This window comes from Paracoccus broussonetiae (assembly GCF_031854425.1).
In the GTDB taxonomy this organism is placed as follows: domain Bacteria; phylum Pseudomonadota; class Alphaproteobacteria; order Rhodobacterales; family Rhodobacteraceae; genus Paracoccus; species Paracoccus broussonetiae.
The window spans coordinates 46,214-62,433 of sequence record NZ_JAVRQI010000017.1; the positions used below are offsets into that span (position 1 = coordinate 46,214).

Here is a 16,220-nt window from a genome sequence, read left to right on the forward strand (position 1 = left end):
TGGTCAGCCAGCCAGCGCGTCCTGCATCTCGCGTTCGATGGTCTGGCAGAACGCATCAAGCGGAAGGGCGTTGAGGGCCTGTCCGAAAGGATCTTCCAACTGGTGGCTCAGGGCGTCGAGCCCGAAGAAGGTATAGGCAACCAGCAGCACCGGCAGCAGCGTCCACCAGCCCAGCGAGCCGGCCAGCGCAAAGGGCAGCAACAGGCAGAAGATCAGCGCCGTGCGGTGCAGAAGCAGCGAATAGGCAAACGGAACCGGGGTCGAGGCGATCCGTTCACACGCGGCCTGCGCGGCGGAAAGCTGGGCAAGATGGCCCTCCAGCACCGACCAGCGGATTTCTCCCATCTGACCCGACAGGTTCAGTTCCGCAAGTCGCGCGCCTGCCAGTTGCAAGACTCGGTCGGTGGGATTGGGCCGGTCGGCCATGTCCTCGTCCGGCAGCCACCGCGCAAGGGCGGCATGTTCGTCCCGGCGGCGCAACCGGGCTGACAGGCCGGCGGCAAAGGCGCAGGCCGATGTCAGCAAACTCCGCCGTGCCGTGGGATCCAGCCCCGCGCTGGCGCGGGCAAGCCCCCGGCAGGCGACGATCACCTGACCCCAAAGCTGGCGCCCCTCCCACCAGCGGGCATAGCAGGTGCTGTTGCGAAAGCTCATGAACACGGAAAGCGCGATGCCGATCAGGGTAAAGGGGATGGCGCTGATACGGGCGAAGATGCCCGGATGCAGCCGCGCCGCCAAAATGGCGACAAGGCAGACAAACCCGATCACCGCCAGCCGCCCGACGATCACCGGAATGATCGAGCCGTTGAGTGTGAACAGGATGTCCCGAAGGTTGGGTTGCGCACGCATGTTCGTCATCCGATGTCGGCACTGTGGCGAAGCCATTCCGGCCAGCACAACGCCGGGGACCTGACAGGGCGGATCGCTTTGAGTGGCATTGCGGACTCCCCCTGCTTCCAGATGTCAAAGGAAAGCCCATTCGCGCGGATTTCGAAAGCCGTCAGCGTCGACCCCGATACCGAAGGTCCAGATGCAGGGGCGGGATTTGGGATGCCCGCCCCCAAGATTTTCGCCTTAGGCGCTGCGGCGTCGCAGCGCGGTAAAGGCCAGAAGCCCCGCGATGATCCCGGCCGCGGCCCATTTGAAGGGCAGGACATCGGCGGTTTCGCTGCGGATGGGCAGGACGGCCACCGTGCCGGGGCGCGTCTCGACCGAGCCGTTGTTCGCGGCGATCTCTTCGGGTGAGACAACCCATTCTGCACCGGTTTTCTTGTCATAGGTCATCAGCCCAAACCCGACGACCGCCGCCACGACCACTGCCGCGATAATTCTTGCGATGAATGACATGTCATGAATTCCTTGTCTGGCTGCAATCCGCGCCTCTTAGGCAGGGTGCCCGTCTGGCGAAAGGGGGTGGCCCGCATGTTTGGCGATCGGTGCGGGACGGCGGCGGCGATCCGTTGCCCTTGCGTCACAGGTCGCGTGCCTGCCTGCCCCGGCGGCGGTTGTCCTTAACAGGCCCGGGGCACTTGTGCTCTCAATGGCGAACCGTCGGGGCGTGATCGGTCCGGCCAAGCGGCAATGAACATCGGACAGGGAACAGCATGACCAAAACGCGCCACCAACCGATCGACGCGGCGCTGGTCCCGCGTTTTGCGGGACATTCGACCTTCATGCGACTGCCGGCCGTTGATAGCGCCGCCGGGCTGGACATCGCCCTGGTCGGGATCCCCTGGGACGGCGGGACCACCAATCGCGCGGGCGCCCGGCACGGCCCCGCGAGGTGCGCAACCAGTCCAGCCTGATGCGCAGGGCCAATCACCAGACCGGGATTGCACCCTATGACATCGCCTCGGTAGCGGATGTGGGCGACCTGGCGGTGCAGCCCATCGACCTCATGTCCGCGCTGCGCCAGATCGAGGAGGGCATCGCGGCAATCTGTGCCCAAGGCGCGCGTCCGCTCAGCGTCGGCGGCGATCACCTGACCACCCTGCCCGTCCTGCGTGCCATCAGCAAGGCATTGGGAAAGCCGCTTGGGCTGGTCCAGTTCGACGCCCATTCCGACACCAACGACAGCTATTTCGGCGACAATCCCTATACCCACGGGACGCCCCTTCGACGCGCGATCGAGGAAGGCGTCCTTGACCCCGCGCGGATCGTCCAGATCGGGATTCGCGGATCGGTCTATGCGGCGGATGAGCATCGCTGGGCAAAGGATCAGGGTATTCGCATCGTCTATATCGAAGAGTTTTCCGAACGTGGCCCTCCCGAGATCATGGCCGAGGTTCACGCCATCATCGGCGCTGGACCGGCCTATGTGACCTTCGACATTGACAGCATCGACCCCTCGATGGCGCCGGGGACGGGAACGCCCGAGATCGGTGGCCTGACCACGCGCGAAGCACAGACCATGCTGCGCCTGCTTTCGGGCCTGAATATCGTCGGGGCCGACGTGGTCGAGGTTGCACCGCCCTTTGACCTGGGCGGCATGACCGCGCTTGCAGGCGCGACCATGATGTTCGAACTGCTGTGCGTCATGGCCGAGGGGGTGGGACAATCGGTGGCTTCGGCCTGAACTGGCGCCATTTACTGGCACCCGAAGCGTGACCCAAGCCCAAGGGGATCAGGGACTTTCGCCAAAGATAAGCCCGCCGATCCTGAATTCCGCGCAGGGTGGATGGGTTCAAGTTCAACACGTCCGGACATGATCCAACCCTGTCCAAACCGTCAGGTTCACGCCGCTCAAAAAATCGTTAGAAATTGGGTTATTCACGAGTGCTCTGTTAAGCGGGCCGGGTGGGAAGGGTTTTGCCTACCCGGCAGCTCAGCGAAGGATATCAGGAATATCGGCAATGCCGATCCTTCAGACAGCAAAACGGCTGCTCCTTTCGGAACAGCCGCTTTGATCGTCCAAATCAATCAGACTGCCGGAATATATTGCCGATCAGATCGCAAGATCGTCCATGGATTTTCCGGCATCCAGCGCCTCTTGAACCCAACGCGGCTTGCGACCACGACCGGTCCAGGTCTGTTCCGGATTTTCGGGATGCGCGTATTTCGGTGCCACGGGCGTCGTCTTAAGCCCCTCATCCGAAAGAAGATCCTTCAGAGCAAATCCATGCTCCTGCGCCGCGACCCTGATTGCCTCCATCGCCTTCTGCTTTTGCTTGGCTTCAAAGCCATCGATGGCGCGATCAAGCTTGCTGCGCAGCGCCTTGAGTTCTTTCAGGTCCAGTGCGTCGATACTGAAATCCATGCCTGATGCTTTCCTTTGAAACATGAGCTCGTTCGGATCTTTTGATCCCTGTAAGATTTTCAGTTAGGTAATAAAATTGCACCCCGCAATGGCAATTGAAAATTCGCATTGATTTGTGCGAATTTCGCACGGAAATGTGCGAAATGTTGCCGATTGGGCATGGTCTGCTTAGCACAATGGCACCGCATCCAAAATCGGTCCAACTTGGCCATCCCCGATGGACCTAAATGCGATAAGGGCGGCGAAGTCGTGCTTCACCGCCCTTCCCTGAAAAATCCTTATTCCTGCACGACTTCAACGCGCAGGCGCCCCGCCATCAGATCACGCCGAAGGCGAGCATCGGTTCGGCAACCCGAATGAATCCGGCAATATTGGCGCCGCTGACATAATCGCCCGGCACGCCGTATTCCTCGGCCGTGGCAAAGCAGCTGTCATGGATATCGCGCATGATTTCAGCCAGCCGCGCCTCAGTTTTCTCGAACGACCAGCGGTCACGAGAGGCGTTCTGCTGCATTTCCAATGCCGATGTTGCAACTCCGCCCGCATTCGCCGCCTTGCCCGGGCCAAAGCGGACACCTGCTTCACGGAACAGGCGAATAGCTTCGGGCGTGCAGGGCATATTTGCGCCCTCTCCCACCGCGATCACACCATTCTTGATCAGGGTTTTGGCATCCTTTCCGGTCAGCTCATTCTGCGTCGCCGAGGGCATTGCGATATCGCAGGCCACGTCCCAGATCGCGCCGTCCGAGGAGGCCACGAAATAGACCCCGTCGCCTTCCCCCTTCAGTCGGACGTAATCGGTGACGCGCCCCCTGCGAAGTTCCTTGATCTCTTTCAGCAGAGCAAGGTCGATGCCATTCTCGTCGACGATATAGCCCGAGCTGTCCGAGCAGGCGATCACCTTTCCGCCGAACTCCTGGACTTTCTCGATCGTATAGATGGCAACATTGCCAGAGCCCGAAACAACCACGGACTTGCCATCGAAGCTGTCGCCGATCGCTTCAAGCATGGCGCGGGTGAAATAGGTGTTGCCGTAGCCGGTGGCTTCCTTGCGGGCCAGTGAGCCGCCATAGAACAGCCCTTTCCCGGTCAGCACCCCTGCCTCATAGCGGTTGGTCAGGCGCTTGTATTGCCCGAACATATAGCCGATTTCGCGGGCGCCGACCCCGATATCACCCGCTGGGACGTCCGTGTATTCGCCAAGATGGCGGTGCAGTTCCGTCATGAAGCTTTGACAGAAACGCATCACCTCGGCCTCGGACCGGCCCTTCGGATCGAAATCGGACCCGCCCTTGCCGCCGCCGATCGGCAGCCCCGTCAACGCATTCTTGAAGGTCTGCTCGAAGCCAAGGAACTTGATGATTCCGACATTGACCGAGGGGTGAAAACGCAGCCCGCCCTTGTAAGGCCCCATTGCCGAGTTGAACTGGACACGGAAGCCGCGGTTGATCTGGACATTGTTGCGATCATCCAGCCACGGCACGCGGAAAATGATCTGCCGTTCAGGTTCGCAGATGCGTTCGATCAGCGCATTCTCAAGATACTCGGGATGCTTGGCGACGACGCGGCCAAGACTTTCAAGAACCTCGCGCACGGCCTGATGGAACTCGGCCTCGCCAGCATTGCGGCGGGTGACTTCGTCGTAGATGCCGACCAGTTTGTCGTCAATTTGCACAGATACCTCGATTGCTTGAACGGTTTCTGTGCAGAGCTAGCTGAAAATTCAGGCAGATCAAAACAGTTTCGACCAAATCTTTACGCCGCGAGGCCCGCGGCAATCACCTGAACAAAGTGCCACGACATTTTCTGTCAGGCGACATACCCCCGCCGGCGCTTCATGCGCACCAGTTTCAGCAAGGCGCTGATGGCTTCGCCCTCGTCGGTATGCGGCTCGATCAGACGCTGGGCACGGGCGCCGATCCGCCCCCATTCCCGGATCAGGCTGGCGCCGCCGAACAGATCACGTTCAATCGACATGCGGTAATAGCGCCGCATGTTGCAGCCGGGATCGATGCGTCGAAGCAGGTATTCGCGCGGAAACATTTCAAGTTGCGTTCCCGGCTCGGCGGGATGGCGTTTCTTCATGTGGCCAGCCTAGCCGGGACGGTTCGGACCGAGAATCAAATTATATGTGAATGACCTCAGCCTGTTGGCGACAGGACACGATCCGCCACACGGTCCCGATCATCCCCTGCCGCGAGCCCCGGTCCGAAGGGTCGGAAAGTCCAGCGGAGCACGCCAGCCTTGGCTGTTGGCCAGTGCCATGCAGGCTTCGATGCTTTCCATCGCCCCATAGGTATCGACGGATCGCAGCGAGGCGGCAGCAGCGGCATGGGCAAATGCAAGGCATTCGTCAATATCGCGATCGCGATGCAGCCCGCAGAAGAACCCGGCCGCAAAGGCATCGCCCGCCCCGTTGGTTCCGGCGACCGTGGATCGGGGCACATCGACCGACGCACGGTGGTGGACAGAACCGTCCCGCAGGACGGCCACGGCGCCCATTGGAAAGTGGACGACGATCAGCGCCATCGCGCCCTGATCCAACGCCTGCCGTGCCGCATTGATGACATCCGGGACCGAGGTCGTGCCATCCCGAAGCGTCTCGGTTCGGGTCAGCGCACCGATCTCGTAATCATTGACCACCAGGTAATCCAGATGCGGCAGGCAAGGCAGGACCAGTTCCCGCAGCGCCTGCTGATCGATGGTCATGACCTCAAGGTTTGTGCGCAGTCCGGCGGCACGCGCCTTGCGCAGCACCGCAACCCAACCATTGGCGTCGCCCTGCCACGGGGCATCCATGACGGCATGTGTCCCCGGCAGGCCGAGATGCAGCATGAAGGCGGTCGAGCCGGTGAAGTCGAAATGATCGGGGGTCAGGTGGTCGCTCGATTCCGCTTCGAACAGGTGGGTTCGGCGGCCATCATCCAGTGCCGTGAAGGCCATCGTGCGATGGGTGCGGATTCCGGGATCGACGTGAAAATGCGCGTCGATCCCGTTTTCCAAGGCGATGGCGCGCAGCAATTCGCCATCGCTGTCCGCACCGCACAGCGCGATGGTGGCGACCGGGATCTCGGGTGCCAGCCTGCGCATGTCGACCGCGAAATTGCAGCCCGATCCGCCGCCCTGTCGACTGCTCGACAGGATGCGGGTCGCGCTTTCCTCGCGCGGCCAATCGGGCAGGGTCATGTTGTAATCGACGCACCAGGTGCCCCCGGTGACGAAACCCGAACGTTCCATCGCTGATCCTGTCGATGCTAGGGGGTCAGGCTGCGGCTTTCAGGACCGCCTCGGTGATCTGGACATCCTCGTCCAGCGCGCGGGTCGGCGTGATGCCATTGCGAGCAAGACTGCCGTGATATTCGCGCACTGCCGCCTCGGAGTTCAGCTCGCCATCGGCCACCGCGCGCATCATCCGCACCATTTCAAGCGGGTCATCGGCAAGGTTGATCTTGCGCCCGAACAACGCGACACGCGCGCCGTACCGCTCGATCTGGGCGATCAGTTCAAGGCAGTCCCGCGTCGTTCCGGCGCCACCGCCCAGGATGCCGACGATCACCGACGGATCGAACGAGGCCAGCTCTTCCAGCGCCGCCGGTCCGTTATAGGGAATCTTCAGGAATTCGGGCCGCTCGCGCCTGCTCAGGCCGGCAAGGCAGCGGATCATCGCGTCATTGACGAAGGCCGGGATATCCTCGGCGGCTAGGCCGAGCGGGGCATTTGGATTGAACACCTCCAGGAAATACTTGAAGTCGTTCTGCAAGGCGTCCTGCCGGAAGGCTGCGAACTCTTCCAGCGAGAAGTAATCGGCATCAAGGTCGTTGTTGAAGGTGATCGAATAGAGCCCCAGATCCGCCCCCAAAGACTTTGCGACGGCAAGGTCCGCGGTGCGGAACGGTCGCGATGGTTCGCTGGCATAGCTCGCCCCCCGGAACACCCAGCAATCGGTAGCGTCATTGGCGCGGATCACCGGCTTCACCCGGCTGTTGCTGTAGACCCCGCGCTCGTTCAGGGCCTCAAGGTTGGACACCGAGGTCAGCATGATGTCGACGACGTCCTGTTCGACCACCGCCTGGATCTTGTCGAGGAACTCGGCGCGGGTGCGATAGCGCGACCAAGTTCCGTCCTTGGCCCGGTGTGGTCCGGTCGAATTGATCGACGGCCCCATGTCCCCGTCCTTGGCATCCGCGATGATGAAATCGCCCTTGGCATATTTTCCCGCCCGGATCTGCGCGAGCTTCTCGTCCATCCTGTACATCGGCTTCTCCATTGATCTCAGATTGAAACTTGGGGCGGTGCCATCGCGCCCGTCATGATGGCGACGGCATCCGACATGCTGATCTGCGCAGGGCTGACCTGCGCGATGCGACGTCCCAGCCTGTGGATATGCACGCGGTCGGCAATCTCGAACACATGCGGCATGTTGTGACTGATGAGCACGACCGAGATGCCGCGCCTGCGCACGTCAAGGATCAGGTCCAGCACCTTGCGGCTTTCCTTGACGCCAAGCGCCGCGGTCGGTTCGTCAAGGATGATGACGCGCGAGCCGAAGGCGCAGGCGCGGGCGACGGCGACCCCTTGCCTTTGACCGCCCGACAGGGTCTCGACCACCTGGTCGATGTTCTGGATCGTGGCTAGGCCAAGCTCGCTCAGATGACGCCGTGCCTCGGCCCGCATCCGTCCGCGATCGAGTGCGCGAAACATGCGACCGCGAAGCCCTGGCTTGCGATACTCGCGGCCCAGGAAAAGGTTGTCGACGATGGTCAGCGCGGGCGCCATCGCCAGGGTCTGGAAGACGGTTTCGATCCCCTTGGCACGCGCGTCCATGGGATTGGCGAAGCGCACCTCCTGGCCGTTCAGCCAGATCTCGCCGCTGTCGGGACGCACCGCCCCCGCCAGTGCCGCGATCATCGAGGATTTTCCCGCGCCGTTGTCGCCGATCACGCCCAGAATCTCGCCGGGGTAAAGGTCGAAATCGGCCCCGTCCATGGCGACCACCCGGCCATAGGCCTTGCGCAGATCCCGCGCGGCCAGGATCGGCAGGCGCCCCGCCGCATCGGGAGCCGGGCCGCTCAATTCGAGATCCTCCGCAGCCACTGGTCGAAACCGACAGCCATGATGATGAGGCATCCGATCGAGAATTCCTGCCACAGCACGTCCAGCCCGGCCAGTGCCAGCCCGTTGCGGAAAAAGCCCACGATCAGTGCCCCGATCAGCGTGCCAAGGATCGAACCGCGTCCCCCGAAAAGCGAGGTGCCGCCGATCACGACCGCGGTGATGCTGTCCAGATTGGCCGAGCCGCCGCCCAGCGGGCTGACCGCCCCGATCCGGCCGATCAGAACCCAGCCCGCCAGCCCGCAGATCAGTCCGGCCAGAAGATAGGCAGAAAACAGCACGCGCCTCGTGCGGATGCCGGACAGACGCGCGGCCTCGGGGTCGTTGCCGACGGCATAGACGTGGCGGCCATAGGCGGTCCGGTTCAGCATGTACCACAGGAAGGCCGCCAGCCCCAGCATCAGGACCGAGCCGATGGTCAGCCGCCACGCCCCGAACTGCATTGCGGTGCCGGTCCATTGCAGGATCGCGGCGTCGGCCTGGATCTCTTGCTGGCGGATCGTCTGGCCGCCCGACCAGAATTGCACGATGGCGTTGAAGATGCTCCATGTGCCCAGCGTCACGATGAAGGGCGGCAGACGCAGCCAAGTGATCAGCAGCCCGTTCAGCGCCCCGCATCCGGCGCCGACAAGAATGCCCCCGATCAGTGCGATTTCCGGCGGCAAGCCCAATGTCAGCGCCATCTGACCCATGGCGATCGAACTTAGAACCATGATCGCCCCAACCGACAGGTCGATCCCGGCGGTCAGGATGATCAATGTCTGGGCCAGCGCCAGCATGCCGATGACGGTCACCTGCTGCAGGACCAGCGACAGGTTGAACGGATGGAAGAAGCGCTTGCCGACGATCGCGGAAAAGACCGCAAGACCGATCAGCAGAACCAGAAGCGGAATGATCGTCGGATTGCTGTGCAGGAAATTGATTGTGCGATGGCCAAGACCCGCACGTTCCGAGAAATGCGGCGTGTCGTCGGACGACATCCTTCACCCCCGTGATGCATCATGTTGAAGATGCGGCCCACCGGTCCCGGCAGGCCGCGCACCCCGGCGCTTCAGCCCCAGCAGAGCTTCATCGCCTCGTCGCTGGTGATCGATTCAAGCCCCTCGACGGGCTTGTCCGTGACCAGCTTGACGCCGGTATTGGTAAAGGTCAGCCCCTCGGACGGGGCCGGGACCGTGCCGTTCCGCGCATGTTCGACGATCGCCTCGACCCCCAGGGATGCCATCAGCAGCGGGAATTGCATCGAGGTCGCGCCGATGACGCCGTCCGCAACGTTCTTCACGCCGGGGCAGCCGCCGTCGACCGAGGTGACAAGCACCGAGCCGTCATTCTTGCCAGCGGATTTCAACGCCTCCCACGCGCCTGCCGCTGTCGGTTCGTTGATCGTGTAGACGACGTTCACGTCGAAGTTCTTCTGGAGCAATGTCTCCATCCCGTTGCGGCCGCCGACCTCCGAACCTTCACCCATCTCGTGGCCGACGATACGCGGATCGTCCTCGTCCCCGCGGCGGGCGGCATCCTTGATGTCGATCCCGAACCCGTCCATGAAGCCCTGATCGCGGGCCACGTCGACGGTGGGCTGGCTTTCATGCGCGTCGATGAAGGCGATATTGGCCTTGGCCGCAGCATCGTCGCCCAAAGTCCGCTTGGCCCATTCGCCGATCAGCTGTCCGGCATGGAAGTTGTCGGTCGCGAAAGTCGCTTGCGCGGCCTCCATCGGTTCCAGGGGCGTGTCCAGCGCGATCACAAGCAGGCCCGCATCTTTGGCCTTCTGGATCGTCGGCACGATGGCCTTGGTATCGGAGGCCACGATCAGGATGCCCGAGGCGCCGGCCGCGATCAGGTTCTCGACCGCCTGGACTTGCGTATCGTTGTCGCCGTCGAACTTGCCCGCGAAGGCCTGGAACTTGACGCCCAGTTCGTCGGCCTTGGCGGACGCTCCCTCGCGCATCTTGACGAAGAAGGGGTTCGTATCCGTTTTGGTAATCAGCCCGACCAGGATGTCCTTGTCCTGGGCCTGTGCCGCCGAGACGCCGAGACAAAGCGCCGCCACGGCCGCGCCCGAGGCGAGCCAGCTTGTTTTGCTCATGATTTCCTCCCTTTATGCGTGCTCCTCCACGCACCGGCCCAGTGAACGGGCGGGCTCCAGTTCTGTCAATAAAAACATTGAACACCAATCTTTTGCCCAATATTATGCAGAAGTTGAAATGGGATGCTGCACTGTAGAAAGCCAAGGAAATCATGAGGAAAGACGCGGGCGCGACGATCTATCATCTGGTCCGCATGGGAATCGCCACCACGCAGCGCGAAATCGAACGCGAAAGCGGGCTGTCACGAGGGACCGCCGCGCAAAGAATCAGTGAGCTGGTCGAAACCGGCCTGCTGCGCGAGGGCGAAGCCCGTCCCTCGGGCGGCGGCAGGCCGGCGCGGGGCTATGCGATCAATCCAGATTATCGCAATGTCGTCGGCGTCGATCTGGGCGAAAGGATGGGACGTGCCTGTCTGTTCGATCTGTCCGCGCGCATCCTTGACGAGCAGGTTTTTGACCTGGACCTGCGCGCCGATCCCGACACCACGCTGGGCCGCATCGCAAAGGCGACTGACGCACTGGCGCGATCGCCGCAGCGGACCGCCCCCATTGCGGCATTGGGGCTTTCGGTGCCAGCGCCTGTCGACGTCTCGACCAGCATGGTCGCGATGCCTTCGGTCATGTATGGCTGGGACAATCTCGACATTCGCGCGGCGCTGGGGCGCAGGATCGGGCTGCCGGTCCGTGTCGACAACGACGTGAACCTGCTTTGTCTGGCCGAGCATCGCTCGAACTGGCCGGACTGCCGGAATTTCGCCTTCATCAAGATCGGCACCGGGATCGGCTGCGGGATCATGGTCGAAGGCAGGCTTGTGCGCGGCGGATCGGGAACCGCGGGTGATTTGGGGCATGTGCAACATGGGATCCAGCCGGCGCCCCTGTGTCGCTGTGGCAAGGAGGGCTGCACCGAGGCCCATGCCGCCGGCTGGGCGCTTGCGCGCGACCTGCGCGCCTCGGGTTTCGACTGCCAGGATGCCCGCGATGTCATGGAGCTGTGGCTGCGGGGCGAGCCAGAGGCGTTGAACCTGCTGAACCGCGGCAGCCGCGTCCTGGGCAAGGTCAGCGCCGATCTGGTCGCCATCCTGAACCCCGAAGTCTTGGTCATCGGCGGCCAACTGGCCCGCGCCGGCGAAGCGATGCTGGCCGGGGTGAGAGAGTTGATCTACAAGCGCTGCCTGCCGCTTGCGACGCGGCAACTGGTCATCGCGCTGGCCCCGGAGCCAGAGGATCTGGGCGTGCGCGGGGCGGCGCTTCTGGCCATGGAAGAGATTGCGGCATGAACTGCCGCGCAGGGGGGGGCATCGGATGGTGGTGCGCGGATGACCGGGCAACTTGAAACCAGCATGGAAGATCTCCTGCCGCGGCTTGTCGCGCTGGCCGGTCAAGGGAGACGGCTCGTCGCCATCGCGGGACCGCCGGGCAGCGGAAAATCGACGCTGGGCGAGGCGCTTTGCCTTGCGCTGAATGCGGATCAACCCGGCCTTGCCGCCGTCGTGCCGATGGACGGGTTCCATTTTGATGATGCAGTCCTGCAGGCGCGGGGCACGCTGTCCCGCAAGGGTGCGCCCTTTACCTTTGACGTGGGTGGCCTGCACGCCCTGCTGGCACGGCTGCGCGCAAATGCCGAACCCGAGATCGCCGTCCCCGTCTTCGACCGCGAGCTTGAACTGGCCCGTGCCGGGGCAAGACTGATCCCCGCAACGACTCCTCTGCTGCTGGTCGAGGGGAACTACCTGCTTCTGGACGACCCACCCTGGGCGGGGCTAAGGCCGATGTTCGACCTGACCATCCGGCTTGAGGTTCCGCGTCCCGAACTGATCCGACGGTTGCTGTCCCGCTGGCTTGACCTTGGCATGAGCCGGGACGACGCAGAGGCGAAGGTCTTTGGCAACGACGCCCTGAATGCCGATCTGGTCCGGGAGCGTAGCGCCACTGCCGATATCACGCTGGACCAGTCCACCCGCTGATGAGCGGGCCGACGAAAGTCTGCACTGCCAAGCCGCTGTCCATGTGCTAGCCTCGCCCGCGGGGAGGACGGCCGGCATGACGGATCGTCAGCACGTCGAGGAAATCGAACAGGTGCTGGAGGGCACCCAGACGGGGCGCGACAGCTTCGTCTCGGCGTCATGGCGGCGCTGCGTCGAGGTTTACGGCATGGATCCGACGCGCAGGGATCCCGCCCATATCGTGACCGAGTCCGAGTTGCGCGACCATCGCAAGCAGGCGGAATGGATGATCGGCGCGGCCCGGTCCAGCCTGCTGAGCCTGTTCCGGCAGGTTGCGGGACAGAACTATGTCCTGCTTCTGACCGACGCAAAGGGGGTCTGCGTCGACTTCTTCGGCGACGACCTGTTCATGGACGGATTGCGCGGCGCCGGGCTTTACCTGGGGTCGAACTGGTCCGAGGATCTGGCCGGAACCTGCGGCGTCGGCGCCTGCATCGTCACGCAGGAACCGGTGACGGTCCATCAGGACGATCACTTCGGCAATGCGCATACGACGCTCAGTTGCACGGCCGCGCCCATATTCGACACGCTGGGCGGGCTGGCCGCTGTCCTCGACATCTCGCTTCTGCGCTCTCCGATGCCGAAACGCAGCCAGAACCTGGCCATGAGTCTGGTCACCAACGCGGCGCGCCGGGTCGAGATGGCGAACCTGATGGCCGAAAGCCGCCGCGACTGGGTTCTGCGCCTGTCCTCCAGCCCGGAATTCCTGGATGTCGATCCGGAAGCCGCGGTGCGGCTGGACGGCTCGGGGAGGGTGCTGGGCTATACGCGCGCGGCGCGGCGGCTGTTCCCGGATGGCGGCGCGATCATCGGGCAAAGAATAGACGAGGTGCTGGGATTGACGGTGGACGATCTTCCCGACCTGATGCGCGACCGCCCGACCGAGGATCGCATCATCGAAATGCGCGATGGCGGCGCGCTTTTCGGCCATGCCATCGCCCCACAGGCCCCCCGGAACATCACGCGCATGCCGCGCGGCGCTGGCCCGATGGGCGGGCTTGCAGGCGACGACCCGGCAATGTCGCTGGTTCTGGAGCAGGCGGCAAAGCTTGCGCGTATCCCTGTGCCCCTGCTCATCACTGGCGAGACGGGAACGGGCAAGGCCAAGCTGGCCCGCGCGATCCACATGGCCGGAGTTCCCCGCAGCTTTCTGGCGCTGGATTGCGCGGGCCTGTCGCCCGAGGCAATGCAGCGGGCCTGCCAGGGTGTCACTGGCCCCTCAACCCTGCTGCTGCGCCGTGTCGAGGATCTGCCCGCAACGACGGCCGTGGCCCTGTCGGCGCTTCTGGACCGGAACGACAGCCTCCGGCCCCTTGCGACCACATGCCTTGCGCCCGCCCAACTGGAGCTCCCGCGCCCGCTGTTCCACCGGCTGGCCGGCGCGACGCTGCGACTGCCCCCGCTGCGGCAAAGACAGGATCTGGGCTGGCTGGTGGACCGGCTGCTTGGCCGCCGCGCCCCCGATGACATGCGCCTGTCGCCCTCGGCGCGCGCGGTGCTGCTGGGGCGGCAATGGCCGGGGAACATCCGCGAACTGGAGCAGGTTCTGGATGTTGCGATCGCGCTTGCCGAAGGGCGGGTCATCGACCAGACCGATCTGCCCGCGCCGATTGACGCCACCGCATCCGCGCCCGCAGCCGAGGAGCCGCTGGAGGAGGTGATGGAGGCCTGCGGCTGGAACATGTCCCGTGCCGCGCGCCGGCTTGGGGTCAACCGCTCGACCATCCTGCGCCGCTTGCGCCGGGCGGGGTTGCAGCCCTCGGCCTGACATGTTGCGCGCCGTTGCGCCTGCAACATGCCGCAATGCAGCGGTCGATTTTGACCACCAGGATCGCATGTCCCGATGGATCGCGCGGCCCCACGCCAGCGATACTGCACCCAGCACAACGTTGAGGAGGAGGAGACGCGATGCTCGATTCAACCGTGACGGCCCGCGCGCAGGCCGTGCTCGATACGCTGAATGCCTCGCTTGAGGCGGGGGATGTCGAGGGCGCCAAGGCGCTTTTCGCCACCGACAGCTATTGGCGCGACCTGGTGGCCGTGACCTGGAACCTGAAGACCGTCGAGGGGGTCCAGGGCGTCGGCGACATGCTGGCGCAGCAGCTTGCGCAGACCCGCCCACATGATTTCCGCATCCAGGATGGCGAGATCCCGACCGGGGACGGGGGCGTGATCACGGCATGGATCACCTTCGAGACCAAGGTCGGCCGCGGCTGGGGCCTGATGCGGCTGAAGGACGACCGCATCTGGACCTTGCTGACGGCCCTGCAGGAGCTGAAGGGCTTCGAGGAAAGCCGTGGCAAGCGCCGCCCCATGGGGGCCGAGCATGGCTCGCAAAAGAACCGGTCCAGCTGGAAAGAGAGACGTGAGGCCGACGAGGCGTCGTTGGGTCATGATACCCAACCCTATACGGTGATCGTCGGCGGCGGTCAGGGCGGCATCGCGCTTGGTGCCCGGCTGCGACAGCTTGGCGTGCCGACGATCGTTCTGGACAAGCATGACCGGCCGGGCGACCAGTGGCGCGGCCGGTACAAGTCGCTCTGCCTGCATGATCCGATCTGGTACGACCACCTGCCTTATATCAAGTTTCCCGACAACTGGCCGGTCTTCACGCCCAAGGACAAGGTGGGCGACTGGCTGGAAATGTATACCAGGGTGATGGAGATCAATTACTGGACCCGTTCGCAGGTGGAAAAGGCCAGCTTCGACGAAGGCTCCGGCACCTGGACGGTCGAGGTCAACCGCGACGGACAAAAGATCACCCTGCACCCCACCCAGCTTGTGCTGGCGACCGGCATGTCCGGCAAACGCAACATGCCGTCCTTTCCGGGCATGGACAGCTTCAAGGGCAAGATCCAGCATTCGTCGCAACATGACGGCCCGGATGCCTGGGCGGGCAAGAAGGTGGTGGTCATCGGGTCGAACAACTCGGCGCATGACATCTGCGCCGCCCTGTGGGAGGCCGATGCGGATGTCACGATGGTCCAGCGGTCCTCGACCCATATCGTGCGCTCTGACACCCTGATGGATATCGGGCTGGGCGCGCTTTATTCGGAAGAGGCTGTGGCAAACGGGGTCACGACGGAAAAGGCGGACATGATCTTTGCCTCTCTGCCCTATCGCATCATGCACGAGTTCCAGATCCCGCTTTACGACCAGATGCGCGAGCGTGATGCCGAATTCTATGCCGGGCTGGAAAAGGCAGGGTTCGATCTCGACTGGGGCGACGACGGCTCGGGGTTGTTCATGAAATATCTGCGGCGCGGGTCAGGCTATTACATCGATGTCGGCGCCAGCCAGCTGATCATCGACGGAGAAATCAAGCTGGTGAAGGGCCAGGTCGATCATTTCGAGGAGGATGCGGTGGTCCTGTCCGACGGCACCCGGCTTCCGGCGGATCTGGTCGTGCTGGCGACCGGCTTCGGCTCGATGAACGGCTGGGCCGCCGACCTGATCAGCCAAGAGGTGGCCGACAAGGTCGGAAAGGTCTGGGGGCTTGGCTCTGCCACCACCAAGGATCCCGGTCCGTGGGAGGGTGAACAGCGCAACATGTGGAAGCCGACCCAGCAGGAAAACCTGTGGTTCCACGGCGGCAACCTGCACCAGTCGCGGCATTACTCGCTGTATCTCGCCCTGCAATTGAAAGCCCGGATGGAGGGGTTGGAGACACCCGTCTATGGCCTGCAGGAGGTGCATCACCGCGCGTGACACAACCCCGCGCCCGTCATCCCTGTGTCGGGCGCGGCTTTCGCCGGAA

General features: G+C 63.6%; 16 protein-coding genes. 6 read left to right on the plus strand and 10 right to left on the minus strand.

The genetic code is table 11. From position 1 onward, the window contains the following. Positions 1-3: 3 nt before the first annotated feature. Entirely contained in the window at positions 4-849 is an 846-nt protein-coding gene (locus tag RM190_RS19440; RefSeq protein WP_311761132.1) for a bestrophin family protein, read from the minus strand. 225 nt (positions 850-1,074) lie between these two features. Then, positions 1,075-1,347 carry a hypothetical protein gene (locus tag RM190_RS19445; protein ID WP_311761133.1) on the minus strand — a complete coding sequence of 91 codons (273 nt, stop codon included), beginning with the start codon at positions 1,345-1,347 and terminating at the stop codon, positions 1,075-1,077. 257 nt (positions 1,348-1,604) lie between these two features. Here RM190_RS19445 and RM190_RS19450 point away from each other — a divergent pair, with 257 nt between their 5' ends. Next, entirely contained in the window at positions 1,605-1,805 is a 201-nt protein-coding gene (locus RM190_RS19450) for an arginase family protein (RefSeq protein ID WP_311761134.1), read from the plus strand. After that, positions 1,784-2,575: an agmatinase gene (locus RM190_RS19455; RefSeq protein ID WP_311761135.1), complete on the plus strand. Its 792-nt coding sequence runs from the start codon at positions 1,784-1,786 to the stop codon at positions 2,573-2,575. Before RM190_RS19450 ends, RM190_RS19455 begins: the two co-directional genes overlap by 22 nt. Before the next feature lie 369 nt (positions 2,576-2,944). Here RM190_RS19455 and RM190_RS19460 read toward each other — a convergent pair whose 3' ends face one another. The 8 genes from RM190_RS19460 to RM190_RS19495 form a co-directional block, all read right to left on the minus strand. Further along, positions 2,945-3,256, minus strand: coding sequence for an H-NS histone family protein (locus RM190_RS19460; protein ID WP_311761136.1), 312 nt, complete (start codon positions 3,254-3,256; stop codon positions 2,945-2,947). A 316-nt stretch (positions 3,257-3,572) separates the two neighbouring features. Further along, entirely contained in the window at positions 3,573-4,931 is a 1,359-nt protein-coding gene (gdhA, locus tag RM190_RS19465; protein WP_311761137.1) for an NADP-specific glutamate dehydrogenase, read from the minus strand. A 134-nt stretch (positions 4,932-5,065) separates the two neighbouring features. Beyond that, positions 5,066-5,341: a WGR domain-containing protein gene (locus tag RM190_RS19470; RefSeq protein ID WP_311761138.1), complete on the minus strand. Its 276-nt coding sequence runs from the start codon at positions 5,339-5,341 to the stop codon at positions 5,066-5,068. Between the two features lie 99 nt (positions 5,342-5,440). Next, positions 5,441-6,493 carry a carbohydrate kinase family protein gene (locus tag RM190_RS19475; protein ID WP_311761139.1) on the minus strand — a complete coding sequence of 351 codons (1,053 nt, stop codon included), beginning with the start codon at positions 6,491-6,493 and terminating at the stop codon, positions 5,441-5,443. Positions 6,494-6,518: 25 nt separating this feature from the next. Further along, entirely contained in the window at positions 6,519-7,511 is a 993-nt protein-coding gene (locus RM190_RS19480) for a hypothetical protein (RefSeq protein WP_311761140.1), read from the minus strand. A 17-nt stretch (positions 7,512-7,528) separates the two neighbouring features. Then, positions 7,529-8,242, minus strand: a complete 714-nt coding sequence (locus RM190_RS19485) for an ATP-binding cassette domain-containing protein (RefSeq protein WP_311761180.1) — start codon at positions 8,240-8,242, stop codon at positions 7,529-7,531. Positions 8,243-8,325: 83 nt separating this feature from the next. Beyond that, positions 8,326-9,348 carry an ABC transporter permease gene (locus tag RM190_RS19490; protein WP_311761141.1) on the minus strand — a complete coding sequence of 341 codons (1,023 nt, stop codon included), beginning with the start codon at positions 9,346-9,348 and terminating at the stop codon, positions 8,326-8,328. A 71-nt stretch (positions 9,349-9,419) separates the two neighbouring features. Continuing rightward, positions 9,420-10,457 (minus strand): substrate-binding domain-containing protein, encoded by a 1,038-nt coding sequence (locus tag RM190_RS19495; protein WP_311761142.1) that lies wholly within the window; start codon positions 10,455-10,457, stop codon positions 9,420-9,422. 152 nt (positions 10,458-10,609) lie between these two features. Between RM190_RS19495 and RM190_RS19500 the strand changes: the two genes are divergently transcribed. The 4 genes from RM190_RS19500 to RM190_RS19515 all read left to right on the plus strand — a co-directional run bounded on the left by RM190_RS19500 (position 10,610) and on the right by RM190_RS19515 (position 16,171). Beyond that, the gene (locus RM190_RS19500) at positions 10,610-11,737 is read left to right on the plus strand and encodes an ROK family transcriptional regulator (protein WP_311761143.1); all 1,128 of its coding nucleotides are present in this window, start codon (positions 10,610-10,612) and stop codon (positions 11,735-11,737) included. 63 nt (positions 11,738-11,800) lie between these two features. Further along, on the plus strand, positions 11,801-12,424 hold the full coding sequence (locus RM190_RS19505) for a nucleoside triphosphate hydrolase (RefSeq protein WP_311761144.1): 624 nt from the start codon (positions 11,801-11,803) through the stop codon (positions 12,422-12,424). A 76-nt stretch (positions 12,425-12,500) separates the two neighbouring features. Further along, positions 12,501-14,231 carry a sigma-54-dependent Fis family transcriptional regulator gene (locus RM190_RS19510; RefSeq protein WP_311761145.1) on the plus strand — a complete coding sequence of 577 codons (1,731 nt, stop codon included), beginning with the start codon at positions 12,501-12,503 and terminating at the stop codon, positions 14,229-14,231. Between the two features lie 140 nt (positions 14,232-14,371). Beyond that, the gene (locus RM190_RS19515; RefSeq protein ID WP_311761146.1) at positions 14,372-16,171 is read left to right on the plus strand and encodes an NAD(P)/FAD-dependent oxidoreductase; all 1,800 of its coding nucleotides are present in this window, start codon (positions 14,372-14,374) and stop codon (positions 16,169-16,171) included. Positions 16,172-16,220 lie beyond the last annotated feature (49 nt).